The organism is Brevibacillus sp. FIR094, from assembly GCF_050477165.1.
GTDB lineage: Bacteria > Bacillota > Bacilli > Brevibacillales > Brevibacillaceae > Brevibacillus.
In genome coordinates this window covers 208905-234760 of the sequence record NZ_JBEAES010000008.1, presented here as the reverse complement: position 1 = coordinate 234760, position 25856 = coordinate 208905, and the positions used below count along the sequence as shown (strand labels likewise).

Genomic DNA, 25856 nt, shown 5'->3' with positions numbered 1-25856 from the left:
GCGCGGTAACGCGTGGAGCTGACGAATACTAATCGGTCGAGGACTTATCCACAAATTCTTAGCAATCATGCGTATTCAGTTTTGAAGGAATAACGAAGAGAGGAGTCAATCCACTGGATTGGCTCTTTTTCCTATAAGAGAAGGGGAGCACATGGAACCAAAAGCAGAGAAGAAATATGAAGCTGACATGTACGAACCGATTCGGAATTATTTTGTCGCACAAGGATATGACGTTTTTGGTGAGGTCAAGCATTGCGATTTAACGGCCATCAAAGGCGAGGAACTGATCATTGTTGAGTTTAAGCGCAACCTAAGTGTGGAATTGCTCATACAGGCAACCAAGCGACAACGCTATACCGATTTTGTTTATATGGCAATCCCGAAGCCCAAATACAAATTGTTTCGAAAAATGGCAAGATATATGCTACTTGGTTAGACGTCTCGAGCTCGGTCTCATTCTCGTGTCCTTTCCAAAAAGAGGCCCCGCAGTCATGGAAGTGAATATTTCACCGGGACCGTTTGATCGGGTAAAAAGCAAGCAATTCAATCAAAAAAAGCGAAATCGCATCATTGAAGAGATGCGGGGAAGATACGGCGATTACAATGTTGGCGGCAGCTATCAAACCAAGCTCATGACGGCCTACAAGCAGAGCTGCATTCAAATCGCGACGTTGCTTCAGCAGTATGGGCCGTTATCACCTAAATTACTCAAGAGTAAAGGGGCGGGGGAGAAGACCTCGTCGATTCTTATCCAAAATCATTATGAGTGGTTCGCTCGTGTGCAACGAGGGCTGTATGCGATCACGTCGATAGGAGAGAGAGAAATCGCGGAATATCCTGAGCTCATTGCTCACTATCGTGAACAGGCAGAGGAAATACACGATACGCTTACTGTAGACTCAGATGTGCCGTCTTCATCAACTACTAAAGCACAAACCAGAAAGAAAAAACAAAGGCAGCCTGCCGTGAAAGAATGACAGGCTGCCTTTTTCTATTGAAGGAATGAATTAGTTCACGATCCATTCTGCTGTCATTTGCCCCACCAGTGCACGCCCAGCCACAATGTCTGGATGGAACTGGATCGTTGCGTTTTGGCGGACGATTTTCACCTGTTGAATGGCATCCGTTAACAGCTGTTCATTCGTCAGCTTCCCCCGAGCTTTTGCGATAGAAAGTCCAGCAACCGTGCCTTGAGCCATTGCCACTTTAGCACTTTCAATTCCCGTGATATTACCGGCAACATAGAGTCCAGGGACTGGCGTTCGCATGTTTTCATTGTGTAAGGGGACATGACCGCCCAAGGAGGGAACATAGGCAAAAGGGCACCCAGCAATCGCCGCCAACTCGGCGAGTGGACTTAATCCACCTGCGATACAGACGAAATCAGCTGGAATGACTTGTTCGGTTCCAGCTAGGGGTGAACCATCGGCAGCAACTCGGGCGATACGGACACCCTCGACTTGTGAGGTTCCGACGATTTCTAATGCTGCTGTTCGCAGTTGAATCGGGATGTCCCACATAGAAAACCCGTTTGTGGGGTAAAGGGACACTGCCAGCTTTTGCATCCATGAACTTCCCATCAGTTTGCTTCCCAGCCGAATCATCAGGGAAGGGGCTAGATGGGCGACGCGCAATAAGGATTGCATCACTGCTTGTGGGTGCCCCGCAGTGCCACAGACTGTCGCACTAGGTGGGAGAAGCATTCGATCCACCGCAATTCCAGCCAACTGCAATTCTCGGGATATCGCCACAGATAAGATATTGATTCCAATGACTACCCCGCGTTGTCCTACTCGCACGCGCTGCACATTTGTCATGACTTGAGCAGCTCCGATGGACATCACGCCAGGTAACGTCCACCCTGGCACGGGTACGGCTGCTTCAGAAGCCCCCGTTGCAATCAGGAGCAATGGGACTGTCATTTCCCCCTGTGTCGTAGAGACGACCCAGCCATTCTGGGATTGCATCAAATGGAAAACGGAGACGCCGCAGCAGATCTCTACACCGAGATGTTTCGCTTCCTCCGTGAGCCGGGCTGCCTCATCCAGTCCATTCCACCACACACCGTCCGGTTCTTCGTGAAGCTGCCCAAGCAAGCGGCCCCCAGGGCGATAAAACTCATCGACTACACGAACAGCCAATCCCTGCCTGGCACTTGCAATTGCTGCAGTTAAGCCTGCAGGACCAGCCCCGATGATGAGAAGGTCGATCATGTACCATGCCCTCCTTTTTTCAAGGGAGTAGGAAGGAGAGAACCCGCATTTACTTGCATGCCTTCCTGCACAAGCGTCATACAAGCACGTACGGTAGGAACACCATCTACATGGACACGACATTCATAGCAGTGACCGATATTGCAGTAAATTCCTCGCGGTGTTCCCTTTTCCTCATGTACCCGAAGCGTACGAACCCCTACGGCCAATAGAGCTCCCGCAATCGTCTCGCCTTCGTAAGCCGTATAGACAGAGCCGTTATAATAAAAGGAAAGCTGCTTTCTGTCACCGAGTGAACCGAGGACCGGATGGTGATCAATTCGTTGACTCATGCCCGTTGCCCCCCAAGCGTTTGAAATGAGACCGGACGGATAGGCGGCTGGTATCCAAGAGGTACAGTATGAGAAGGCGCTTGGCCAGTTACTTGCTGAATGACCTGATCGATCAATGTACGGCAGGTTCTCCCACCGCAGCAGCCCATGCCGGCTCTGGTCCGTAATTTCAGCTCGCGTGCGGTACATTGATAGGTTTGGGCGGTCTCTACCAATTCAGTGAGAGTTACTTCTTCACAACGGCAGATAATCAATGGATGCGATTCCATGATGATGCCTCCTTTCATTCTTGCTTAATGAAAAATGCAAGTGTCGTGCCATGGAGTAGCGAGTGAGATCGTCCTGGCTGGCACAATACTTGCTGAATATTCTCAAAGAACGAGCCCAATTCACGACAAACAAAAGAGGGATGACAGAAATGGAAAAAGTAACAAGACTGCGTAAGCAATTCGATTCACTTGGGATTGACGGGATTTTGATCACGAATGGACAAAACCGCCGATACCTCACAAACTTTACAGGTACATATGGAGTTGTCCTCATTTCAAGGGACCAGGCCAAGCTCTTCACAGATTTCCGTTACACAGCCCAAGCGCAAGCACAAGCAACAGACTTTGAGATCGTTTATTTGCCGACAAAAGAATCCGTATATAGTGAAATAGCGCGCCAGGCGGAAGCGATGGGGATCAACCATCTCGGCTTTGAGGAGGAGAATGTCTCGTTTGCCTTACATCGCAAATACAGCGAGGCCGTTCAAACAGCATTCATTCCGACGTCAGGTGTCATTGAGGGATTACGGATGATTAAGACAAAGGAAGAACTGGCGATCATTCGAACGGCTGCCCAAATCGCCGATGCGGCATTCTCTCATATTACTTCCTTCCTGCGCCCCGGGATCACAGAGCTTGCGGTGTCTAACGAATTGGAAATGTTCATGCGAAAAGAAGGGGCGTCGGGTTCTGCTTTTGACATCATTGTTGCTTCTGGTTATCGTTCGGCACTTCCTCATGGCGTAGCGAGTGAAAAAATGATTGAAGCCGGAGATATGGTCACGTTGGACTTTGGCGCATTGTACCAAGGGTATCGCTCTGATATTACCCGTACGGTTGCTGTTGGCACTCCTGATGAACAGCTCAAAGCCATCTACGAAATCGTTCTGGAAGCACGCAATCAGACTGTTGCAGGCATCCGTCCTGGTATTACCGGGAAAGAGGCAGACGCCTTCGCACGGGACTACATCACGGAGCACGGCTATGGCGAACGATTTGGGCATGGGATGGGGCATGGAGTGGGTCTCGATATTCATGAGGAGCCATTTATGTCCACACGTTGTACCGCTGTTCTCCAAGAAGGCATGATTTTGACAGTGGAGCCGGGGATTTACATCCCAGAGCTTGGTGGGGTACGTATCGAAGACGATTTGGTTGTCACAGAGAGTGGCAATGAAGTGCTTACACATTCACCGCGCGAATTGATCATTTTATAAATCGAGAGACCAAAGCCTTAGCCGAGTAAGTGGGCCGAGGCTTTTTTTGTCTAACAGCGGTGTCTAAGATTTGAAACACAAAAAGGTATATAGTGTACAAAAAAATTTACAACAACCAACGCTAGAACGAAGACACTGCCGCCTTCATTTTTGGCATACCTCTTGCATTCTGATAATTCTGAAAACCAACGCATAACGACTGAACAATGGGGGTTGATTAAATGAAAAAAAGTATGTTCGCAGTAATGAGTAGCCTAGCAGTCATGGGATTAGCGTTAGCAGGATGTGGAGGAGGACAGTCAGCAGCGAAGCCAGTCGAGCAAGCATCACAGAGTGGACAGTCAAGCACGCAGCCAGCACCTGCCACCACGGCTAAAGAACCAGTCAAAGCACAAGTTCTACGCTGGAATCTTCACTCCGAACCGCCTACAGGTGATCCTGGACTTGCGGAAGACACGACTTCTGCTGCCATTGTCAAAGCAGTTTTTGATGGACTGACACGCATCGGGCCTTCGGGCAAGCCGGAGGAAGCAGTTGCCGAGAAGATTGACGTATCGAGTGATATGAAAACATACACCTTCAAGCTGAGAGACTCCAAGTGGAGCAACGGAGAAACGGTAACAGCCCACGATTTCGAATACGCGTGGAAGAGGGCTCTCGATCCGAAGACAGCGTCCAATTATGCCTACCAGCTCTATTACATCAAGAATGCGGAGAAGGCCAACAAAGGGACTGGCAGCTTGAAAGATGTCGGCGTAAAAGCATTGGATGACAAGACCCTCCAAGTAGAGTTGACGAATCCAACCCCGTTTTTTCTGGAGCTAACCGCCTTCCAAACTTATTTCCCGGTAAATAAAAAAGTAGTCGAGGCAGATGAAAAATGGTCTGGAGAAGCCAAAACACACGTAGGAAATGGTCCATTCAAAATGGAGTCTTGGGAACACAAAAGCAAAATGGTACTCGAGAAAAACGATAACTACTGGGACAAAGATAGTGTCAAGCTGGACAAGATCGAGTTCTCGATGGTGGAGGATGAAAACACAGAGCTGTCCATGTTCGAAAATGGCGAGATTGACTGGGCAGGCAGCCCGTTAAGCTCGCTACCAACAGATGCGATGCCAGCGCTTAAAGACAGCGGAAAGCTGCAAGTGAAGCCTGTCGGTGCTACCTACTGGTACAAGTTCAATACAGAGAAACCTCCGTTCAATAACGTGAAGATTCGTAAAGCTTTTGCCTACGGCATTAACCGTCAAATCTTGATCGACAACGTACTCCAAGCGAATCAGCAGCCAGCGATGGCAGCAGTTCCTCCGACAATGGGACTCAATACAGGCGGTTATTTCAAAGACAGTGATCAAGAAATGGCCAAAAAGCTGTTAGAAGAAGGAATGAAAGAGCTAGGTATCTCCAAGCTGCCACCAATCAAGCTCAGCTACAACACGTCCGAAGGGCATAAAAAGATCGCAGAAGCGATTCAGGACCAATGGCGCCAGAACCTTGGAGCAGAAGTGAAGCTAGAAAATCAAGAATGGAAGGTGTACCTCGAGACGATGCACGAGGGCAACTATCAGGTCGGACGTCTTGGCTGGTCGGGTGACTTCAACGATCCGATCAACTTTCTGGAGCTGTTCAAGGAAAAGGACGGAGGAAACAATGATACGCGTTGGGAGAATCCGAGATTCAAAGAGCTGCTGAATCAGTCCGCCACCGAGGGTGATCCGGAAAAGCGCAAGGCGATTCTGCGTGAAGCCGAGCAAATCATGATGGATGAAATGCCGATTATGCCGATCTACTTCTATACGCATACATGGGTGAAGAATGACAAGGTAAAAGGAATCTTCCAGGATGGTCTGGGCGCAATCGACTGGAAATGGGCATCAATCGAATAATAGTCGAATGGGGGATGGGCTATGAAAAAATGGGTAAGTGTGATAGTCGCGGCGATGTTGACTCTAACGCTTGCTGTAGCGGGATGTGCCAATCAAGGATCTTCTACTGGAGGTGCAGACGCTAGCGAGATACTCGTCGGTGTAATTTTGCCAGTAACTGGTAATAATGCAACGGATGGAAAAGACATGCAAAACGCCATCGAAATGGCTGTCAAAAAAATAAATGACAGCGGTGGTGTTCTTGGAAAAAAATTGAAGATAGAAGTAGCTGATGATGGCTGCGATCCACAAATGGCAACGACAGCAGCCAATAAGCTGGTCTCTCAAAACGTAGTGGCTGTCGTCGGTGGCTACTGCTCTGGTGCGACACTCCCCTCATCGGGTGTATTCAAAAATGCCAACGTTCCCATGATCGTTCCCGCAGCAAACTCAGCCAAATTACCTGCTCAAGGCTATGATACCCTCTTTTTGATCAATGGCCTAACCCCAGATCAAGCACAAACCGCAGCAGATTACATGGTAGCGAACCAGGCGAAAAAAGTCGTGCTCATCCATGACAATTCTGCGTACGCCAAAGACTTGTCCGATTTTGCCAAAGCGTCCGTTGAAAAATCCGGAGGTTCTGTCATTGCGTATGAAGCGATCAATCCCGAAGAAAAAGATTTCAGCGCGTTGGTAACCAAAATAAAAGGCCTCCAGCCGGACGCAACGTATTTTACCGGCTATTATGCGGCTGGCGGACTCATGGTCAAGCAATTTAAGCAAAAAGGCGTATCCGGTCTATTCCTCGCAGGCGATGGCTCATTCAGTGAGGACATCATCAAGATTGCAGGCGCAGACAATGCGGAAGGGCTTTTGATTACCGCGACACCTACAGCGGAATTCATCGAGGGAGCAGAAGCGTTCACTTCTGAGTACAAGCAGACGTACACCAACTTGGCACCGGGACCTTTCTCAGCGTTGAGCTACAATGCGGTCAATCTGCTGGCAGATGCGATAGGTCGGGCGAACTCGACTGATCGTGACGCCATCAAAAAAGCAATCAAAGAAACAAAGGATTTCAAGGCACTCGGTCAAACAATCTCGTTCAACACCGAAAATACGCTGGATACCTCCAACTTCGCCGTTTTGAAAGTGACGGGTGGCAAGTTCACGTTAGCGAAGTAGGGTGGCATGTGGCAATCTTGCCTCAAGTAAGGATGGTGGAGGAATGGATATTCTCGTCCAAACACTGGCGGACGGACTGGTCATCGGTGCTTTTTACAGTTTGATCGCTTTGGGCTACACGATGGTTTTTGGCATTATCAAGCTGCTCAACTTCGCGCATGGCGATTTGTACATGCTCGGTGCATTTGTCGGATATACCTTGCTCAGTGTGCTCGGCGGAGACTCTTCCAGAGCAGGCTTGATGGGAATATTGATCGTTTTATTGTTGACGATGGTGATTGTTGGCGCCATCGGGATGGGGATCGAGAGGGTGGCTTATCGTCCGCTCCTATTGGCTCCACGACTTTCTATCCTGATTACCGCCATTGGTGTCTCTCTCTTTTTGGAAAACGGCTCGATGATTGTTTGGGGCGCGCAGTATCAAGTGTATCCCTTGCAGCTTTCTCACGACGGTATTAACCTCTTAGGGGCCAAAATCACGTATGTCCAAATCGCTCTTGTCATCATCTCTGCGTTTTTAATGCTTGGCTTGCATCTCTTCATCAATCGCTCCCTTTACGGCAAGGCTATGCGGGCGATTGCGCTTGATCAGACGGCTTGTCATTTAATGGGCATTCATGTGCATAAAGTCATTGGCTTGACCTTTTTCATTGGTGCTTCGCTGGCAGCAGGTGCAGGCACGATGGCAGGTGCTTATTACGGAACCGTTAATTTCATGATGGGCTTTATCATTGGACTCAAGGCGTTTACGGCGGCGGTTTTGGGGGGGATTGGCAGCATTCCGGGCGCGATGCTGGGCGGGTTACTGCTCGGGATGATGGAGACAGCCGGAACATTTATTTTCGGCGGTTCATGGAAGGACGTCGTGGCGTTTTCCTTATTGATCTTGATTCTCGTATTGAAGCCAACGGGCATCATGGGTGAGAAAGTGACAGAGAGGATGTAGCGGATGAATCCATCTCGTAAAAAAATCGCTGTTGTCCTGTTGCTCACCGTCGCGTGTGTACTGCCGTTTCTGTCCAATAACTACTGGCTGGATGTTGCGACACTTGCCTTGTTCTACGTTGTCTTGGCCCAAGGGCTAAATGTGGTAGTCGGCTTTGCAGGATTACTCGACTTGGGTTACGCCGCCTTTTTTGCCGTCGGCGCTTATACGACAGGCATTCTGATGACGGTCTATCAATGGTCGTTTTGGCTGACCTTGCCTGTGGCCATGGTATTTGCGGCTATTGTGGGTGTGATCATCGGTGCGCCGACACTTCGGCTGCGCAGTGACTACTTGGCAATCGTCACCCTCGGCTTTGGGGAAATCATTCGTATTTTAGCGATTAATCTCTCTATTACCGGATCAGCTTCAGGCATTTACGGAATCCCGCGTCCTTCTATTGGGGGCTATGTTCTTGGCGGCCAGATCGACTTTTACTATTTGATCTTGATCATTGCTGTTTTGGCGGTCGTGTCTGTAAAACAGTTGGGTACATCTCGCATCGGCAGGGCGTGGATGTATATCCGTGAGGACGAGGATGCTGCCGAGGCGATGGGGATTAACCGGATCAATATGAAGCTGTTGGCGTATTCGATCGGAGCTGTCATCGGGAGTCTGGCTGGTTCTGTTTTTGCTGTCAAAATGAGTGCGATTGCGCCGCTCAGCTTTAGCTTTACCCAGTCCATCATGATACTTCTGGCAGTGGTATTGGGAGGCTTGGGCAGCATTCCTGGCGTCGTCTTGGGTGCCGTGCTGGTCATTGTCTTGCCGGAGTTGCTGCGTTCAGTGGAAGATTGGCGGTATTTGATCTTCGGTGCCGCGCTGGTTGCGATGATGCTGTTTCGCCCCCAAGGACTGTGGCCTGCCCGCTATGAGATGAAACGAGGCGCTAGACGTGGCGAGACCGAGGTGGCTACAGAAGGGGGCAGCGGTAATGACGTCAAGCTTGACAGTGAAAAATGTAACGCTTAAATTCGGTGGTCTGACTGCGGTAAATGATTTGTCTTTTGATATCAGCCCAGGCTCAATCAGCAGTATCATTGGCCCGAATGGAGCGGGGAAAACATCCGTCTTCAACATGATCACCGGATTTTACCGTCCGACTGCGGGACAGATCATCCTTGCAGGCAACCAGCTCGTAGGAAAAAAGCCAAGCCAAATCACACGACTCGGCATGGCGCGAACGTTTCAAAACCTGCGGCTGTTTCCGAATTTGACGGTCTTGGATAATGTCAAATCAGGCATGCACAGCCGCACGAGCAAACCGTTTGGGGAGCACTCTGGCAGACAAGGGAACAGCGTCGAGAGGAACAGTTGATTGAGGATACGGCAAGGGACTGCCTTCGCTTCGTGGGGATGGAAGACAGTTGCTGGCGCATTGCCAAAAATTTGCCGTATGGCGCTCAGCGGTATTTGGAAATCGCGCGGGCCTTAGCTACCAAGCCGCGAGTGTTGCTCCTCGATGAGCCTGCTGCGGGGCTGAATTATGAGGAGAAGGAAGAACTGATTGCTTTGATCAAGCGTATCCGCACCCATTACGAGTTGACAGTGCTGATCATCGAGCACGATATGGGTTTGATCAAAAAAATCTCGGAAAAAGTAATCGTTCTCGACTACGGACAGAAGATCGCAGAGGGAACTCCCGAGGATGTACTCAGTAATCCGCGTGTCGTAGAAGCCTACTTGGGAAAGGAGGAGGAGGCGATATGACACCACTTTTGACTATCAACGGTATTCATTCGTTTTACGGAAAAATTGAAGCGCTTAAAGGCATCGACCTACAGGTGCATGAAGGAGAGATTGTCGCACTGCTAGGCAGCAATGGTGCAGGCAAGAGCACGACACTCAAAACGATTTCTGGAATCGTTCGATCAAGCAGTGGAAATGTCTTGCTTCATGGACAGAGTCTCGTAGGCTGGGCTCCTCACCAAATTGTCGAGGCAGGCATCATCCATGTACCAGAAGGCAGGCGGATTTTTGCTGGCTTGACTGTGCGTGAAAATTTGGAGCTAGGCGGTTTTACACAGAGAAAAGAGAAGGCGGCCATCGCAGAGGGGATTGAGCAGGCTTTTGCGCTGTTCCCTCGATTGAAGGAGCGGAGTGAACAAATGGGAGGAACGTTGAGCGGAGGCGAGCAGCAAATGCTCGCAATCTGCCGCGGTCTCATGGCACGTCCAAAGCTCTTGATGTTAGATGAGCCGTCGATGGGACTCGCCCCGATTATTGTGGTTGAGATCATGAATATAATCAGAGAAATAAACAGGCACGGCACGACGATCCTTTTGATCGAACAAAATGCCAAGGCAGCGTTGAAGCTTGCTCATCGCGGCTATGTAATGGAGACAGGGCGCATCGTCATGGAAAATAAGGCAGACGTGCTTCGGGCCGACGATTCAATCGTCAAGGCGTATTTGGGCGCGTAAGTAAGTGCCCGATGACAAAGGAGGAATCAACCATGGAATTGATCCGTATTTTGTCTGAGGTGTTGCCGCCTAAAGAGGGGCGACGTTTTCCTGATTTTTGTTCGAGGTGGCGTGTGGTATTTGGGCGTAAAAAGAGGCTATAGTGGAGGGAAGAAGCGGATTTCCAGTCTACGCTTCGGCCTACGCCCCGCAAGGGAGATTGACTGTCCGCTCCGGAATGAATGGCGGGAGCGCTTCAAACGTAGAAGTTTCGAGGAAGGATTCCATAAGTGAAGCTGAAATTCCCCGCCATTCATTCCTACGCGGCTCTTTTGTAAAACAACTGGCAATCATTGAGTCTTAAAACGAACCACAAATGCTTCACGATCGTAATTCGATAACACAAGATGATCAGCTAGTACACGAAAGACACTTTGACCTGATCCAAAAACGATTTGAAAAACACGACGAATCCCTAACAACTCGAAAAGCCCTGTCACATGTTTGTAAGGAGACCGCCCGAACGAAGAGAGGATACAGGCGACTGGAAAACATGTGGCAGGGCTTCCCCATGCACAACCGTTGACGGACAACGTCTTTTCTTTTTTACTTCCCCAATTTGTTATAGAGGGTGGCCCGGGATATGCCAAGTCTTTTCGCAGCGGCCTGCTTGTTGCCGTTTTCCAGCTCGATGGCTCGCAATATGACGCGGCGCTCATGCGCTTCGATTTCTTCTTGTAGAGAAAAGAGATCGGGAGGGAGCTCAATCGGTACCTGTTTCGTCTGACCTTGCAAGGAATACGGCAAATCTTCTTCCTTGATAATACCGTCTGTCGCAAATACTACCAATCGTTCAATGGCATTTCGCAGCTCGCGAATGTTGCCTGGCCAGTCGTATTGGAGCAGGTTTTGCATCACATTTTGCGAGATGGCATGAATGGGACGGTTGTAACGTAAAGAGAATTCATAGAGAAAAAAGTGGGCGAGTTCAATCGTATCTTCAATGCGTTCTCGAAGCGGAGGAATTTTCAGCGTCACGACATTGAGCCGATAGAACAGGTCTTGGCGAAACCTTCCTTCCTTCACTAACTCCTCCAAATTTTTATTCGTGGCGGCAACCACGCGGAAGTCCGCCTCAATCTGCTTGGTCCCTCCGACAGAATAATATTTTTTCTCTTGAAGCACGCGAAGCAGCTTCACTTGCATATCGAGCGGCATTTCTCCTACCTCGTCGAGAAACAGAGTTCCTCCACGTGCCAGCTCAATCATTCCTTTTTTCCCTTTTTGATCCGCACCAGAAAAGGCACCTTTCTCGTACCCGAACAGCTCGCTTTCAAACAAAGTAGGCGAAATCGCACCGCAGTTGATGGCGATAAAGGGCGCATTGGAGCCTTCCCGCACATCATGCACGGCTTTGGCGAAAAGCTCCTTGCCGACGCCGCTTTCCCCTGTGATCAAGACGGTTGCTTGTGTAGCGCTGAGCTTTTGGATCATGGACTTGATATGGCGAATGGGAAGACTCGTTCCTTTGATCTGTGCAAATGGATCAGGGGTCGGACTGAGCTTTGCCATTTCCTGCTGCAAGTGGTTCACTTTTTTATTAGCGTTCAACAGCTCCTGATTTAGTCGGACTTGGCTCGTGATATCGGTTTCCGCCGCGACAGCTCCGATGATTTTGTCATGTAAATAGATCGGATTGGTATTGATGAGCACGACGAGATCCTCCCGCGGCTGATGCTGATGACGGTAGAGAGACTGTCCGCTTTGTAGAGACTTGAGTGTTTCGAGCATTTCGAGCGGGAAAAATTCGGTGATCGGGCGACCAATCGTTTCTTTTGCTTTCAAAGAAAAGATTCGTTCAGCCCCTTCTGTCCAAACCATCACGCGTGCTTTTTCATCGATGACGGAGATGGAAGCGTCCATGGTCTTGATCATCGTCTCGAAATACGCTTCCAAGATCTCGTACGAGGAAAAAATGGCTTGTATGACTGCACCTCGATGAAGGTAGCCGACAGGAACTCCGGGCTGTTTTTCGATCAGGAGATAGTTGTGAGTAGCTAGCAGGTGGATGGCGTCGGCCAATGTTGAATCCAGTGTCGTCACAGCAGCTGGTTCCCAAGGGGCTTGTGTGCAATCGATCGCCAAGTTCGCAGTTAAATGGGGGGAATTGGCCACATGCCAGCTGGTTTGACGCTGGGCAAATACAGGAATGGTTTCGTCCAACTGAGGAGGGAGAAGCTCTTGGTCGTTGAAAATCCGCATGTTTGTCTGTATCAACTCGGTTAAGGCAGGAAGTTTGTGATTCAACTCGATCATCCCTTTTAAAAGAGGTAGTTCAAGTGTATAAAATTTTGAACATTTTCTCATTTATTATACATTCGATGTTTCTGTTGTCAAAGAATTTAGACGAAATATTTTGGGAATCGCGCTTGGAACGATTGGCATGGCTTTTGCAAAAAAGAGTAAGAGAGTAGCAGAATACGCATTTGAGGAGAATCAGCATGACAGTACAAACCCATGCGCAGATTGCGGTAATCGGCGGTGGCATAATCGGTGCGGCGATTGCGTATTACGCTGCGAAGGCTGGATTGGATGTCGTTGTCCTAGAAAAAGGCGAGCTGGCATCAGGGACGTCCTCGCGCTGTGACGGGAATATTTTGGCGATCGACAAGGACCCCGGCTTTGACAGTCAGATGTCCATGAAAAGCCAGATGCTCGTTGATCAGCTGAGCCGGGAGCTGGACTATACGTTTGAATATCGGGCACCGGGGAGCATTCTCGTCTGCGAATCAGAGGCTGAGATGGAAGCCGCTCATGAATGGGTGAGACGGCAAAAGGAAGCCGGACTGCCGTTTCGGATGCTGGACCGAGCGGATATTCGACAGGAGTCGCCTTACTTTGCCGACGGCTTGCTGGGAGGCTTGGAGTGCGCCACCGATTCTACCGTCAATCCGTACATGCTGACCTTTGCCCTGTTTGAAGGAGCGAAAAAGCATGGAGCGAGGATCATGCGCCGTACAGAGGTCAAGTCGCTTAGACGTGATCAGGCGACGGGAACATTTCATATCGGGCTTGGTACAGGCAGTATGACAGCCAAGCAGGTCGTCAACGCCGCAGGGGTGTGGGCGCCAGTCATTGGCAAAATGGTCGGGGTGGATATTCCGATCGTTCCGCGCAAAGGGCATTTGATCGTCGCCTCGAGACAGATGCCTGTCGGCGTGCGAAAGGTGATGGAGTTCGGCTACCTCATCTCGAAGTTTGGCGGAGTGCGACAAGTAGACGAGGAGACGGAGAAGTATGGAGTCGCGCTCGTATTTGAACCGACAGAAAGCCAGAACTTCTTGATTGGCTCCAGTCGTCAGTTTGTCGGCTTCGATACGCGGATTGATCTGAATGTCGTCAGGTGCATGGCGAGAAGAGCACTGCGCTTTTATCCGAAGATCGCCGACTTCGCCATCATCCGCACGTATTGCGGTTTGCGCCCGTGGACAGAGGACCACTTGCCGATTATTTCTCGCGTAGAAGAAGTTCCTGGTTACTTTATCGCGGCTGGTCATGAAGGAGATGGAATCAGTCTAGCTGCTGTTACAGGCAAGCTCGTGTCCGAGATGCTAGTCGATCAGACAGACACCATCATTCCGACAGAGTCGCTGCGCTTGGAACGGTTTACGAAAAAAGGAGTGTTGCATCCATGAAAGCAACGAGGATGTTTACCACCATTGACACGCATACCGGGGGAAACCCTACCCGCACGGTAATCAGTGGTCTGCCAAAGCTTACTGGGGCCACGATGGGAGAAAAAATGCTGCAGATGAAGGACGAGTACGACTGGATTCGCACGTTTTTGATGTATGAACCGCGCGGGCATGATGTGATGTCGGGTGCCTTGATTGTTGACCCATGCCATCCGGATGCGGATGTGGGAGTGATCTATATCGAGACAGGCGGATACTTGCCGATGTGCGGCCACGATACGATCGGTCTATGTACCGCGCTTGTGGAGACGGGCATGATCCCCGTGACTGAGCCGGTGACAAAGCTTACGCTCGATACGCCAGCAGGACTGGTCGAGGTAGACATACAGGTAGAGGGAGGAAAAGCCAAGGAAGTATCGTTTGTGAACATTCCAGCCTTCCTCTATCAGCAAGATGTGACGGTAGAAGTAGAAGGGATTGGAGCGGTGACCTGCGATATTGCTTACGGTGGAAACTTTTATGCCATCACAGATGCACGCAAACTCAATCTCGAACTGACGCCAGCCTACGCATCCACCATTGTCGATACGGCTGTCACTATTCGAAAAGCGATTAATCAGGCCATGGAGATCATTCATCCAGAGAAGCCGTTTATTCGCGGACTGACCCATGTGGAATTCTATACGGCCCCTGACAATCCCGGAGCGAATGTGAAAAATACCGTCGTCGTACCGCCAGGCGGAATAGACCGATCGCCATGTGGAACGGGCACTTCCGCCAAGCTGGCGACTTTATTTGCCAAAGGGGAGATCGGGATAGACGAACCGTTTGTGCATGAGAGCATCGTCGGTTCTCTGTTTACAGGAAGAGTGCTACAGGTGACGGAGGAAGGGGGTCTACCTGCTGTCATCACCCGAATTGCAGGATCGGCCTGGCTGATGGGCAAGCACACGATTTTTTACAATCCGGAAGACGAGCTGGCGAATGGCTTTTTGCTCATACCAGCCGCAACGGATCATTAAAACAAATCCCAAATGTGAGAGGAGAATGAAAATGGCAAGATTTGAAGGAGTGTACGTGGCGATTGTCACGCCGTTTACAAACGATTATGAGGTGGATTACAAACGTTTGACAGAATTGTGTGACTGGTTGATTCAGGAGGGCGTAGACGGTCTGGTTCCATCCGGTTCGCTGGGAGAATACGCGACGATGACTGGTGAAGAGCGGGCAAAAGTCATTCATACTGTGATCGCAGCTGCAAAAGGAAGAGTTCCGGTCGTGGTCGGCTCTGCTGCTCCGTCTACCCGTCAAGCAGTGGAATGGGTGCAATTCTCCAAGGATGCGGGAGCAGCAGGCGTGATGGCCTTGCCTCCGATTAATTACAAGCCATTGGAAAATGAAGTGTTTGCCCACTACGAGGCACTGAACACTGTCGGTTTGCCGATTATCGCCTATAACAATCCTCATGATTACAAAATCGACCTGACACCAGACATTTTGGCAAGACTGGCGAAGTTCGAAAATATCGTCGCGGTGAAGGAATTCTCCGGAGACGTACGCCGCATGCAGGACATTCTCGCACAGACGGATTTGGAAGTCATGGTCGGTGTAGACGATCTCGTCATGGAGGGTGGCTTGATCGGGGCGACAGGCTGGATCTCAGGTGTACCGAATGCACTGCCAAAAGAAGGCGTGGAGCTGTTCCGCCTGGCACGGGCAGGCAAGCTCGCCGAGGCACAAGCGCTTTATCGTCGATTGTTGCCGTTGTTCCACTACGACGCGAGTCCACAATTGGTACAGTCAATCAAATACATGATGGAGCTGGCCGACTTCCCAGTAGGACCTACTCGTCCACCGCGTCTGCCGCTGTCTGAAGAATACTACGCGGGCATTAAAAAGGCGTTTGACTACGCTGTCGGCGCTGCAAGTGGACGATAGGGGGACGGGCAGAATGCACAGCAAAAACTGGATTGGCGGCGAATGGATGACGCCGTCAGGGAAGGAACTAACGGTCAAAAACCCATCGCGTATCACAGAGGAAGTCGGCGTTCTGCACCTGTCTGATCGGTCACATGTATTTGCCGCTGAACAGGCAGCTCGTGTGGCACAGATCGGCTGGGCAAAACAAACGGGTGCGGCTCGTGGCGAAATCCTTTTTCAAATGGCAGCTGTACTGGAGGCAAATGCAGACAGTTTGGCACAGCTAGCAAGCCGGGAAATGGGCAAACAGCTTGGCGAGATGCGCGGTGAAGTGGCGCGCGGGGTCAGTCTGTTGCGCTATTATGCCGGAGAAGGGATGCGTTCCAACGGCAACCTGATTCCTTCTTCAGATACGAACGTTTTGCAATACAGCCGGCGTATCCCGCTCGGAGTCGTGGCGGTCATCACACCATGGAACTTCCCCGTTGCGATCCCCATCTGGAAGATCGCTCCTGCACTCATTTGCGGGAATACAGTCATCTGGAAGCCAGCGGAAAATGGTTCGCTCACAGCGACACGACTAGCGGAAATATTTGCGGAAACAAAGCTGCCTGCGGGTGTGCTGAATCTGGTGATTGGTAAGGGCCGAGAGATCGGCCATACACTCACGAATGAAGCCGAAGTCGATGCAGTCAGCTTTACTGGCTCATCTGAAACAGGCAGACAGATTGCCATCTCGTGCGCCGGTCGCAATATCAAATATCAAACCGAGATGGGCGGAAAAAATGCGGCAGTCGTTTTGGCTGATGCTGATCTGGATAAAACAGTTCCGATTTTGCTCAGTGGCGCGTTTCGATCGGCTGGTCAAAAATGTACGGCTACCAGCAGGATCATTGTAGAAAAAGCGATCTATCAGCCACTGGTCGAGCGATTGCAATCGGCAATGGAGACGTGCCGGGTAGGAGATGCCAGCGATCTGGAAGTGTATTTGGGACCAGTTGCTTCGGCTGCACAGTATGAGACGGTTGGGCAATACATCGAATTGGCTAATGAGGAAGCAACAGTCATTGCCCAAAGCCCTGCTTATGCAAAAGAGGAGCAAGGCTATTACATCCGTCCCCAAATTGTTGCGGGTGTCGCTACCAATCATCGCCTCGTTCAGGAGGAAGTGTTTGGACCATTGGCCGTGCTTTTGACAGCAGATGGTTTTGACGAGGCAGTTGAGCTGTGCAACCAGTCTGTATACGGACTGAGCGCTTCGCTGTTCACCCGAGATTTGGCGAGTGCCCATCGCTTCTTGGATGTGGCGCAGGCGGGGATGGTTCGTGTCAATCAGGAGACGGCAGGTGTGGAATACCAGGCTCCATTTGGCGGCATGAAGCTGTCCAGCTCACATACACGGGAGCAGGGGCAGGCGGCGCTTGATTTCTACAGTACGACGAAAACATGCTCGATCAAATACGCGTGGTGATCTATCGAGCTTTTCGCCAATCGCATAAAAAGGTGAGGATGTCATGCACATCAATCAGTTGTTTACGACAATCGAGGCCCATACCGGAGGGGAGCCGCTGCGCATCATAACAGGCGGCATCCCACCGCTCGCGGGCAAAACGATTCTGGAGAAGCGAAGCTACTTTCGGGAGGAGCTAGACTATATCCGGCGGGTACTTATGTATGAGCCGCGCGGGCATCATGGTATGTACGGTTGTGTCATGACAGAGCCCGTCAGTCCAGATGCGGCATTTGGCGTGCTGTTCATGCATAACGAGGGCTATAGTACAATGTGCGGGCATGGAATCATTGCGGTTGTGACGGCTGCCATTGAGACTGGACTACTTCGGCTGGAAGATCCAACAGAGCGTATTGTGATTGACAGTCCAGCAGGAAGAATCATTGCACACGCTAACATGGAAGAATCGCTGGTCCATTCCGTCTCGTTTGAAAATGTCCCCTCCTTTGTTTTGGCACAAGACGTTCCCATTGAGTGGGGAGGACGTACCTTTTCCGTGGACATTTCTTTTGGCGGAGCATTTTATGCAGTCGTACAGGCAGAAGATATCGGGGTTCAGGTAGAAATTGAGCAATTAGCCGAGCTGCAAGAGTGGGGCAAGCGAATCAAGGAACAAATCGAGGCGAAAATGGAGGTTGTTCATCCATTGGAGCCTGAGCTTACAGGAATTTATGGGGTGATTATCTCGGATAAGCCGAGAGTGGAAGGATCAGACCTGCGCAACGTGACGATTTTCGCTGACAAGCAGATTGATCGCTCACCATGCGGTACAGGTACTGCGGCTCGCGTAGCCACCTTACATGCGCGAGGCAAACTGGCAGCCGGAGAATCACTTGTCCATGAAGGAATTGTCGGGAGCCAGTTTATCGGCAAGGTGGTAGCAACCACACAGGTGGGGAGTTATCCGGCGGTCATTCCGAGCATAGAAGGCAAGGCGTTCATCACAGGTCTGCATCAATTTGTCGTTGACCCTACGGACCCGCTGAAAGACGGATTTTTACTGCGATAGGATCGTTTGCTAGAAAAAAGAGGTTGCCGATCACAGGCAGCCTCTTTTTCTTCCCCAATAAAGCCTGGTCACAATACTGCCACGCATTGGGACATCAGCATTTTTCCCCTTCTTCTGGTATAATAGACAAGATTGAATTTAGGAGTAAAGGGGTTGAATTTTTTGCCGTACAAAGCGTTAATGGAAGCGCATGTGGGTAGCTGGGAAGTCGCATTCGTGCTCTTGATCGTTGCCTACATCCTGTATCGCGTGGGTAAAGCAAAAGCAGGCAAGATCGTACATATGCTGCTCAGACTCATGATGGTCATCATTCTTGTATCGGGAGCTTGGATGCTTTTCGTGGGTCACGCAACAGATTTCTATTACTACGTGAAGGGCATCATCGCGGTTATCGCCTTTGGTTTGATGGAAATGTCCCTGGGCAAAGCAAAGCGCCAGGAAGGCAGCATTGGCTTCTTCATCGGCTGTATTGTTGTTTTGGTGCTGGTTATTCTGCTTGGCTATCGCGTATTTATGTAAGAGAGGCAATACGGGAAGGAAAGGGTTTCCTCGCAAGAAATATTTGCGGGCGAAGGCCCTTTTTTTGTTGAGACGGGCACGGACAAGCCAATTAGCAAAGGGAGAGCGGGGGCCATATCACTCTATGTACATATGTTAGAGGGGAGAGGTGAGGAAAATGGCCTATCCTTCTGACAGTCAATTCATTCCGTTTACACTCGGCGGAAGTCCTTTCGGAGATGTCCCAAACGATGAAAATCCTGGCTCTGCTGATATGGTAGGAAACGCTACGTTTCCCGTTGCATTTTTAGCGTATGATGGAACGAATCTCTACTTTCGGATGAGAGTCAACGAGGATCCAAGAAATTCACAGAAAACAGGCTTTCAAAATTTTGCCTGGGGATATTTGATCAATACGACCGGGGTGGCTGGCACATACCAGTGGATGTTGGGTGTGCAAGGCTTGCGCAATCGTATTGCGTTGATTCAAAACACGATTGTTGAATTCAACTCGTGGACGGATCAGGCAGAGGGCACAAACGGCAGTGGAGCGCCCAACTGGCAAGCGCCGATTATCAATTTTGACACGGCTCGTGTGCGGCTTACGAATGATGGTTCTAATTTTAGTGGCAATCCAGATTACTTCATTGATCTCGTCATGCCCGCTGCTACGTTTTTTTCAACGATCGGTGTTACCTCTCTTACCTCCCTTCGTTTCCTTCCGTTTATCTCTACCAATGACAACAATTACAACAAGGACTCTCTGCGGACCAGTGAAGGCTTTAGCTTTGTCAATTCCTTGAGCAATACGACTACGATAGCGACGGGAGACGTACGGGCCAGTCTCGTAATCGACAAGCAGCTAATAACAGGACCGATAGTCGTTACCACAGGACAACTATCGCAATGGACGGGATCGATCAGTGTCACCAATCCGGGAAAGAGTCAGGCAACGACAGTCGTTGTCAACGATTTGATCGAGCTGGATCAGGTAACGGCTTTTATGGTAAACGCAGTAAGTATTGGCTCTGTCATCTACAATCCCCTCACGAAGGTGCTCAGCTGGACGATCGGCAATTTGGCCGCTGGTTCTACTGCCAGCTTGTCATTTACGGTCAATGGGGTTTTCGCGGTCTCTCCAGGCGGAACGCGGCGGTTAAACACAGCGACAGTCACTGGCGTAGATAGTTTTTCTGGCGGGACGCTTTCTCCTGTTCAGGATAATATTGTCATCACGGTTAACTTGGCTGGAAGTGTTGCTGGCGTAGTGCTTGACCAGTCCACGAACTTGCCTGTGGCAGGTGCGCAGGTTGAGCTGTATGATTCGATTCCTGTTCTAATCGGAACGACGACAACAGACACAGATGGTGCCTTTGCGTTTACTGGCTTGGCTCCTGGTCTGTATTCTGTTTCGGTGACCGCGCCGACTTATGACCCCAAAATCCAGTTCGTGAGCGTTTTAGCAGGGCAAACCACAAGAGCAGACATTTTGCTTCCTCCGAGTCCGGGTCAGGTGAATGGGACGATAACAGATACCGGATTGGCACCCATCTCAGGTGCGGTGGTAAAGCTCATTAATACGACGGGCGTGACCGTAAATCAGACTGTGACAGGGGGAGGGGGGACCTATCCGTTTACCAATGTCGTGCCGGGTGCCTATACCCTTGCCGTCAGTGCGGATACATTCCAGCCAGCAACAGTCGCAATTAATGTCATTCGAGCCCAGACGACTACACAAAATGTAGTACTCCCGACATCCGTTGCCCAACTATCCGGTCTGGTGACAGGTCCGGGTGGCATACCGATTGCCGGGGCATTGGTGGAAGTGCTCAACCAGACAGGTATTACACTGACGGAAACGACAACAGATGGAACTGGTACGTATCTGCTGACGAAGCTCGCAGAAGGGGTTTATCAAATCCGTGTCAGTGCCGCAGGCTTTTCCACACAATTAGCTGGAGTCAGTCTGCAAGCAGGCGATGCCAAGGTACTTAATTTTTCTTTGACGACTGCATTTGGAACGGTAAGTGGAACCATTTCCGATGCGCAAACGGGTGAGGGAATTCCAAATGCGAGCATCAAGGTGGTAACCCGTTCGGGAATTGCTGTAGGAGAGACATTAACCGACGTGAATGGAGATTACTCCTTATCTTTGCTAGGTCCCGAAACCTATGTTCTTACGGCTGCTGCAGAGGGATATGCTGGCCAAACCGTCGGGATAGGGATCATTGCTGGAGCTACTACACCGGTTGACCTCCAATTGGAAAAGCTGGCAGGGGTATTGAATGGAACTGTCTCGGACACAGGAAGCAATCCACTTGGTAATGCCACTGTCATTGTTTTGAAGGGAACTATTCCTGTGGCGCAGTCCATTACCGACAGCGCTGGCACCTTTTCCTTCCCGCACTTGGCCCCAGGCACGTATACCGTAACCGCTTCGGCTTCTGGTTATTCCACTGTTGTGTTGGGGGCAACTGTGCTGCCTCAGGAAATAGGGTCCCTTGCTTTTGTCCTGCAAGCTTCTCCGGGCTCAATCGCAGGACAGGTGGTCGACAGCGGCAATCAGCCGATTCAGGGTGCCACTGTCATCATTAGAGAAAATACGGCAGCAGGTGCTGTTGTCGCCACGGTATTGACTGATGGGAACGGACAGTATGTGGTACCTAATTTGCTACCACAGGCGTACGTTGTCATCGTATCTGCTCCAGATAAAACGACAGTGATCACAGGGGCAATCGTCGCCTCATTGACGACAACAACGGTGAATGTACAACTGGGAGACTTGCCGGGGAGCATTTCAGGTTCGATTTTCGATGCTACGTCGGGTCTGCCGATCACAGGTGCTTCGATAGAGGTTAGCGTGTTGAACCAAGCTGGAGCAATCATCGCCCATGCAAATAGCGATCTGTCTGGAAATTACGTGATCACAGGGCTTGCACCCGGGGGTTACACCATTACCGCTCGTGCAACCAATTATGAAACGAACAGTGCTTCCGCCACTGTATTGGCGAATACGAATACGTCTGTCAGCTTATCGTTGTTTGCGAGTCCGGGTGAGATCCAAGGACAGGTGCTCGCTGCAGGGACACAGCAGCCGATTGCCGGTGCACAAGTAAATGCTCTCGATTTTAATGGCTCCGTCGTGCATTCGGTATACAGCGATAGTCAAGGAAGTTTTGTTATCACGGGCTTGGCAGCAGGTCAATACGTTATCAGGGCTTTAGCGGATGGCTTTCAAACCAATCATGTCGGAGCCATTGTGCTCGCGAATACAACTACTCCTGTCCAGCTTCAGCTCAATCAGGACTTCGGTTTTATTAGCGGGACAGTAGCGCCTGTCGTACCGGGAACCACCATTCAATTGTTTGATATCAATAACCTGTTGATCGGTACTGTCATTGCAGATGGGAATGGGGCCTTTTCATTTTCAGGGGTCGCACCCGGCTCTTATATCCTTACAGCTACCGCTTCTGGCTACGCTGTTCAATCTGTTGGAGCGATCGTACAGCCTGGGCAGACGGCCAACGTTTCTTTTACGCTTACCCCGAATCCGGCCAGTATTTCTGGAACCGTGCTAGACACGGGGATGCAGCCGATTGTCAATGCCGTTGTCCGTATTCTGGATTTGAATGAGACGACAATAGGCTTTGGCTATACGGATTCAAACGGGGCCTATACAATTGGCAACCTGCCTGCTGGATCATTTGTCGTGGTGGCAAGTGCCCCTAAATATGTTACAGGCTCGGTTGGTGTTACGCTTGGACCTGGTGAAAATAAGACCGGAGTAGACTTTACCCTTGAGGCGAATGCAGGCGGGATTAGTGGACAGGTGACGGATGCGACGAATCCCGGGGTATTCATTGTAGGCGCCGTTGTACTGATTCGTTCCATAAGTAACGGAAATGTAGTGGCTACAGCAAGTACCGACCAGACGGGCAGCTATTTGATTCAACATTTGTTGCCTGGTGCTTATACCATCACGGTCAGTGCGCCTAGCTATGCAGATCAATCAGTAGGGGCCAATGTAGTCAGCGGAGAAACCACGGGGGCTAGTGTGGCGCTCTTGCCTTTGCCTGGGTCCATCGTGGGCAGTGTCATAAACAGCTTGGGTGTACCTGTTACGGGGAGCGAAATCAGCGTCAAGCTGATGGATAGCAATCAAGCCGTCATACAGAGCTTGCTCGCGAATGAATCGGGTGTATTTTTCATTGGGAGTGTCTCTCCTGGTGTTTACACCGTGATCGCGTCAGCGCCTGGCTATGCTGTAGGAAGTATCGGCGTGATCGTTGCGGCTAATACCGCAACTCCAACGACCGTCACGTTACCTGACTTGCCTGCGGCTATCTCGGGTGTGGTGACCAATCAGATGACGGGATTCGGGATTCCGGGAAGTACTGTGCTCATTACGGATGCTCATGGTGTTGTGCTTGCTCAATTATTGACAGACGATCAAGGCAATTTTTTGGCCGAGAAGCTTCCACCCGGTGTCGTAAATGTAACAGTTTCTGCACCGAATTTTGTATCTGTCTCGCAGGCGGTTATTTTGCAAGGGGGCATGACCACCAACATTCAGAAGGCATTAGTTCCCAATCCCGGCAGTCTATCCGGCGTTGTGACTGATCTGGAGACGGGCTTGCCGATCACTGGCGCAACGGTAATCGTCTTCGACAACACCCGTGCTGCTGTGGGCTCCGTATTGACTGATGCAACAGGTAACTTTTCGCTTGATAGGCTGGCTCCTGGAGGATACACGGTCAATGTCAATGCAACTGGATATGCAAGCGATGTAGCTGGCGCACAGATACAAGCAGGGGCTGCGTCCGTATTAAGCTTTGCGTTAAACGAGTTGCCCGGTGGGATAGCTGGTACAGTGCGAGACGAAGATACGGCCTTGCCGATTGCCGGTGCGGTCATTACTGTTCGACAGGGAAGTCCGTCTGGAACGATCCTGGCTATTGTCCTGACGAATGCGCAGGGTCAGTATATGGTGAGTGGACTGACTCCTGGGAGCTATACACTGATCGCAAGTGCTACGGGATTCGTTGCTGAGGCTTCAACAGCTATAGTCGGATTGGGAGCGACTACCGGCCTTGATTTTTCTTTGCCGAATCTACCTGCAAGTGTCACAGGAGAAATTAGTGACGCTGTTATCGCCACGCCATTGCCGAATACGCTCGTCCGCTTGCTGGGCAACAATAACACGATTCTCTTTTCTACCCAGACAGACGCTCAGGGGATATACTTCATTGATGGATTTGTGGCTGGAAATTACACCATTTTGGCAAGGAACGAAAGCTATCAGAGGGAGAGTGTCTCCTTTGATGTAGCACCTGGGGGAACAGCTACAGTCAATATCCCACTGGACCCGAATCCTGGTGTTCTGCAGGGCACTGTCAGGGATGCGCTTGATGGTACGCCACTGGTTGGAGCAGAAGTTTTGATCTTTTTCCCTGGCACAAACAACTTGTTGTCTCGGACGATTACGGACGGTCTCGGTCAGTTTAAAATCGACGGCTTGGCTCCCTTAACCTATACGCTTGCGATTAGCGCTCAAAACTACGCGACCCAGCCTGTTGGTGCGACGATCTTTTCCGGACAGACCACTACTATTGAAGTGGGGCTTCCCCCTTTTCCAGTTGCTGTAACAGGTCAGGTACAGGTTGCTGGTGGAGGAGTTGTTCCCAATGCATTGATACAAGTGAAGGATTCACACGGGACATTGTTCGGTAGTGCGATTACAGATGACCTAGGCAACTTCGCTGTTGGTAATCTGCCGCCAGGAACGTATTTCATAAGCGCAAGTGGAGACAACTACGCAGCGGCAACGCAAAGCATCATCGTGACTGCTGGACAGACACTTAGCGGAGTCATTCTGAAGATGTCTCCTCTGCCAGGCAACATCTTCGGACAGGTGACCAATCAGTTGACGGGACTCCCGATCACAGGGGCAGCTGTTGCGATTCAGTTGTTTTCTAATGGCTTGTTTGTTGCCAACACCGTTACGAACCAGAGTGGGCAATTCCAAGTGAATGGCTTGACGGCTGGAGTGTACAATGTCATCGCAAGCGCAGATGGCTTCGGTACACATTACAGTACAGTTACGGTCGCAGGTGGGCAGACGACCGTAGCGACAGTCGAGCTATTGCCAATCGTCGGAACGATATCCGGGATTGTTCTCTTGCCGGACGGAACCCAAGCCAGTGGAAACAATATTCAATTATCGTTATTCAATTCAAACCAGATTCGTCTGCAAAATATTCTGGCTGAGCCGGATGGAACCTTCCATTTTGTCAATGTGGCTCCGGGGACGTATACCGTTATCGGGACCATCCCGGGCATTGGTACCGGTCAGGCAGAAGCGATCGTTTTGCCGAACCAGACAACCTTTATCATCATCCGTCTTTCGCAAACGGGTACGATACAAGGAACGGTCCGATCCGGTTTGACTGGGGTGCCAGTTGCTGGAGCGACTGTGTATGTGCAAACGGTGAATCAACCAATTAGAAGAACTGTGGTGGTCCAAACAGACAGCTTCGGCAGGTACAAGGTGACTGAGCTTGATCCTGGCACCTACTTGGTTGTTGCGAATGCGATGGGAAGCGGAGAAGCGAGAGGAACAGTGACGCTAGGCGCGGGGGAAATCGCGACGCTCGATCTGGTTCTGCTTCCAGCAGCAATGAGCGGATCTTTACAGGTAGCAACATGTCCGACCATTTTGTTTACTCCATTTTGATGTTCTGGAGAATTACT

General features: G+C 50.5%; 17 protein-coding genes and 2 pseudogenes. 15 read left to right on the top strand and 4 right to left on the bottom strand.

Annotated elements, in window-relative coordinates; all coding sequences use genetic code 11:
* The first annotated feature begins 151 nt into the window (after window positions 1–151).
* Window positions 152–977 (top strand): annotated as a pseudogene (locus tag ACQ5DJ_RS09355) (DUF2161 domain-containing phosphodiesterase).
* Between the two features lie 30 nt (window positions 978–1007).
* Here the strand turns inward: ACQ5DJ_RS09355 and ACQ5DJ_RS09350 are convergent.
* The 3 genes from ACQ5DJ_RS09350 to ACQ5DJ_RS09340 are packed head-to-tail and all read right to left on the bottom strand — an operon-like array spanning window position 1008 to window position 2814.
* On the bottom strand, window positions 1008–2213 hold the full coding sequence (locus ACQ5DJ_RS09350) for an NAD(P)/FAD-dependent oxidoreductase (protein ID WP_429842200.1): 1206 nt from the start codon (window positions 2211–2213) through the stop codon (window positions 1008–1010).
* Window positions 2210–2545 carry a (2Fe-2S)-binding protein gene (locus tag ACQ5DJ_RS09345; RefSeq protein ID WP_429842199.1) on the bottom strand — a complete coding sequence of 112 codons (336 nt, stop codon included), beginning with the start codon at window positions 2543–2545 and terminating at the stop codon, window positions 2210–2212. Before ACQ5DJ_RS09345 ends, ACQ5DJ_RS09350 begins: the two co-directional genes overlap by 4 nt.
* Window positions 2542–2814 carry a (2Fe-2S)-binding protein gene (locus ACQ5DJ_RS09340; protein ID WP_429842198.1) on the bottom strand — a complete coding sequence of 91 codons (273 nt, stop codon included), beginning with the start codon at window positions 2812–2814 and terminating at the stop codon, window positions 2542–2544. Before ACQ5DJ_RS09340 ends, ACQ5DJ_RS09345 begins: the two co-directional genes overlap by 4 nt.
* A 149-nt stretch (window positions 2815–2963) precedes the next feature.
* On the opposite strand from ACQ5DJ_RS09340, the gene ACQ5DJ_RS09335 reads away from it, so the two are divergent.
* From ACQ5DJ_RS09335 to ACQ5DJ_RS09305, 7 genes and pseudogenes are all read left to right on the top strand, one after another.
* Window positions 2964–4031 (top strand): M24 family metallopeptidase, encoded by a 1068-nt coding sequence (locus ACQ5DJ_RS09335; protein WP_429842211.1) that lies wholly within the window; start codon window positions 2964–2966, stop codon window positions 4029–4031.
* Window positions 4032–4252: 221 nt separating this feature from the next.
* A complete protein-coding gene (locus tag ACQ5DJ_RS09330) occupies window positions 4253–5920 on the top strand; it encodes a peptide ABC transporter substrate-binding protein (RefSeq protein WP_429842197.1) in 1668 nt (555 codons plus the stop codon).
* Between the two features lie 21 nt (window positions 5921–5941).
* On the top strand, window positions 5942–7087 hold the full coding sequence (locus ACQ5DJ_RS09325) for a branched-chain amino acid ABC transporter substrate-binding protein (RefSeq protein ID WP_429842196.1): 1146 nt from the start codon (window positions 5942–5944) through the stop codon (window positions 7085–7087).
* Window positions 7088–7130: 43 nt separating this feature from the next.
* On the top strand, window positions 7131–8033 hold the full coding sequence (locus tag ACQ5DJ_RS09320; RefSeq protein WP_429842195.1) for a branched-chain amino acid ABC transporter permease: 903 nt from the start codon (window positions 7131–7133) through the stop codon (window positions 8031–8033).
* Window positions 8034–8036: 3 nt separating this feature from the next.
* Window positions 8037–9044 (top strand): branched-chain amino acid ABC transporter permease, encoded by a 1008-nt coding sequence (locus ACQ5DJ_RS09315; RefSeq protein ID WP_429842194.1) that lies wholly within the window; start codon window positions 8037–8039, stop codon window positions 9042–9044.
* Window positions 9007–9782, top strand: a pseudogene (locus ACQ5DJ_RS09310) (ABC transporter ATP-binding protein). Before ACQ5DJ_RS09315 ends, ACQ5DJ_RS09310 begins: the two are co-directional and overlap by 38 nt.
* Entirely contained in the window at window positions 9779–10495 is a 717-nt protein-coding gene (locus tag ACQ5DJ_RS09305) for an ABC transporter ATP-binding protein (protein ID WP_429842193.1), read from the top strand. Before ACQ5DJ_RS09310 ends, ACQ5DJ_RS09305 begins: the two are co-directional and overlap by 4 nt.
* 585 nt (window positions 10496–11080) lie before the next feature.
* On the opposite strand, the gene ACQ5DJ_RS09300 is transcribed toward ACQ5DJ_RS09305, so the two are convergent.
* Window positions 11081–12841, bottom strand: a complete 1761-nt coding sequence (locus ACQ5DJ_RS09300; protein WP_429842192.1) for a sigma-54 interaction domain-containing protein — start codon at window positions 12839–12841, stop codon at window positions 11081–11083.
* Between the two features lie 134 nt (window positions 12842–12975).
* Between ACQ5DJ_RS09300 and ACQ5DJ_RS09295 the strand changes: the two genes are divergently transcribed.
* The 7 genes from ACQ5DJ_RS09295 to ACQ5DJ_RS09265 all read left to right on the top strand — a co-directional run bounded on the left by ACQ5DJ_RS09295 (window position 12976) and on the right by ACQ5DJ_RS09265 (window position 25839).
* A complete protein-coding gene (locus tag ACQ5DJ_RS09295) occupies window positions 12976–14169 on the top strand; it encodes an NAD(P)/FAD-dependent oxidoreductase (RefSeq protein ID WP_429842191.1) in 1194 nt (397 codons plus the stop codon).
* On the top strand, window positions 14166–15191 hold the full coding sequence (locus tag ACQ5DJ_RS09290) for a 4-hydroxyproline epimerase (RefSeq protein WP_429842190.1): 1026 nt from the start codon (window positions 14166–14168) through the stop codon (window positions 15189–15191). Before ACQ5DJ_RS09295 ends, ACQ5DJ_RS09290 begins: the two co-directional genes overlap by 4 nt.
* A gap of 31 nt (window positions 15192–15222) precedes the next feature.
* Window positions 15223–16107 carry a dihydrodipicolinate synthase family protein gene (locus ACQ5DJ_RS09285; RefSeq protein ID WP_392429036.1) on the top strand — a complete coding sequence of 295 codons (885 nt, stop codon included), beginning with the start codon at window positions 15223–15225 and terminating at the stop codon, window positions 16105–16107.
* Window positions 16108–16120: 13 nt separating this feature from the next.
* Window positions 16121–17560, top strand: a complete 1440-nt coding sequence (locus tag ACQ5DJ_RS09280) for an aldehyde dehydrogenase family protein (RefSeq protein ID WP_429842189.1) — start codon at window positions 16121–16123, stop codon at window positions 17558–17560.
* Between the two features lie 43 nt (window positions 17561–17603).
* Window positions 17604–18608 carry a proline racemase family protein gene (locus ACQ5DJ_RS09275; protein ID WP_429842188.1) on the top strand — a complete coding sequence of 335 codons (1005 nt, stop codon included), beginning with the start codon at window positions 17604–17606 and terminating at the stop codon, window positions 18606–18608.
* 153 nt (window positions 18609–18761) lie between these two features.
* Window positions 18762–19127, top strand: a complete 366-nt coding sequence (locus ACQ5DJ_RS09270) for a YisL family protein (protein ID WP_429842187.1) — start codon at window positions 18762–18764, stop codon at window positions 19125–19127.
* A 157-nt stretch (window positions 19128–19284) separates the two neighbouring features.
* The gene (locus tag ACQ5DJ_RS09265) at window positions 19285–25839 is read left to right on the top strand and encodes a carboxypeptidase regulatory-like domain-containing protein (protein WP_429842185.1); all 6555 of its coding nucleotides are present in this window, start codon (window positions 19285–19287) and stop codon (window positions 25837–25839) included.
* The last annotated feature ends 17 nt before the right edge of the window (window positions 25840–25856 follow it).

What these genes read in the sequence shown, in the direction of transcription:
- ACQ5DJ_RS09340 (WP_429842198.1), bottom strand. Translation starts at nt 2,814, where the DNA reads ATGGAATCGCATCCATTGATTATCTGCCGTTGTGAAGAAGTAACTCTC.
- ACQ5DJ_RS09290 (WP_429842190.1), top strand. Translation starts at nt 14,166, where the DNA reads ATGAAAGCAACGAGGATGTTTACCACCATTGACACGCATACCGGGGGA.
- ACQ5DJ_RS09345 (WP_429842199.1), bottom strand. Translation starts at nt 2,545, where the DNA reads ATGAGTCAACGAATTGATCACCATCCGGTCCTCGGTTCACTCGGTGAC.
- ACQ5DJ_RS09335 (WP_429842211.1), top strand. Translation starts at nt 2,964, where the DNA reads ATGGAAAAAGTAACAAGACTGCGTAAGCAATTCGATTCACTTGGGATT.
- ACQ5DJ_RS09285 (WP_392429036.1), top strand. Translation starts at nt 15,223, where the DNA reads ATGGCAAGATTTGAAGGAGTGTACGTGGCGATTGTCACGCCGTTTACA.
- ACQ5DJ_RS09330 (WP_429842197.1), top strand. Translation starts at nt 4,253, where the DNA reads ATGAAAAAAAGTATGTTCGCAGTAATGAGTAGCCTAGCAGTCATGGGA.
- ACQ5DJ_RS09275 (WP_429842188.1), top strand. Translation starts at nt 17,604, where the DNA reads ATGCACATCAATCAGTTGTTTACGACAATCGAGGCCCATACCGGAGGG.
- ACQ5DJ_RS09280 (WP_429842189.1), top strand. Translation starts at nt 16,121, where the DNA reads ATGCACAGCAAAAACTGGATTGGCGGCGAATGGATGACGCCGTCAGGG.
- ACQ5DJ_RS09325 (WP_429842196.1), top strand. Translation starts at nt 5,942, where the DNA reads ATGAAAAAATGGGTAAGTGTGATAGTCGCGGCGATGTTGACTCTAACG.
- ACQ5DJ_RS09300 (WP_429842192.1), bottom strand. Translation starts at nt 12,841, where the DNA reads ATGAGAAAATGTTCAAAATTTTATACACTTGAACTACCTCTTTTAAAA.
- ACQ5DJ_RS09295 (WP_429842191.1), top strand. Translation starts at nt 12,976, where the DNA reads ATGACAGTACAAACCCATGCGCAGATTGCGGTAATCGGCGGTGGCATA.
- ACQ5DJ_RS09265 (WP_429842185.1), top strand. Translation starts at nt 19,285, where the DNA reads ATGGCCTATCCTTCTGACAGTCAATTCATTCCGTTTACACTCGGCGGA.
- ACQ5DJ_RS09320 (WP_429842195.1), top strand. Translation starts at nt 7,131, where the DNA reads ATGGATATTCTCGTCCAAACACTGGCGGACGGACTGGTCATCGGTGCT.
- ACQ5DJ_RS09305 (WP_429842193.1), top strand. Translation starts at nt 9,779, where the DNA reads ATGACACCACTTTTGACTATCAACGGTATTCATTCGTTTTACGGAAAA.
- ACQ5DJ_RS09315 (WP_429842194.1), top strand. Translation starts at nt 8,037, where the DNA reads ATGAATCCATCTCGTAAAAAAATCGCTGTTGTCCTGTTGCTCACCGTC.
- ACQ5DJ_RS09350 (WP_429842200.1), bottom strand. Translation starts at nt 2,213, where the DNA reads ATGATCGACCTTCTCATCATCGGGGCTGGTCCTGCAGGCTTAACTGCA.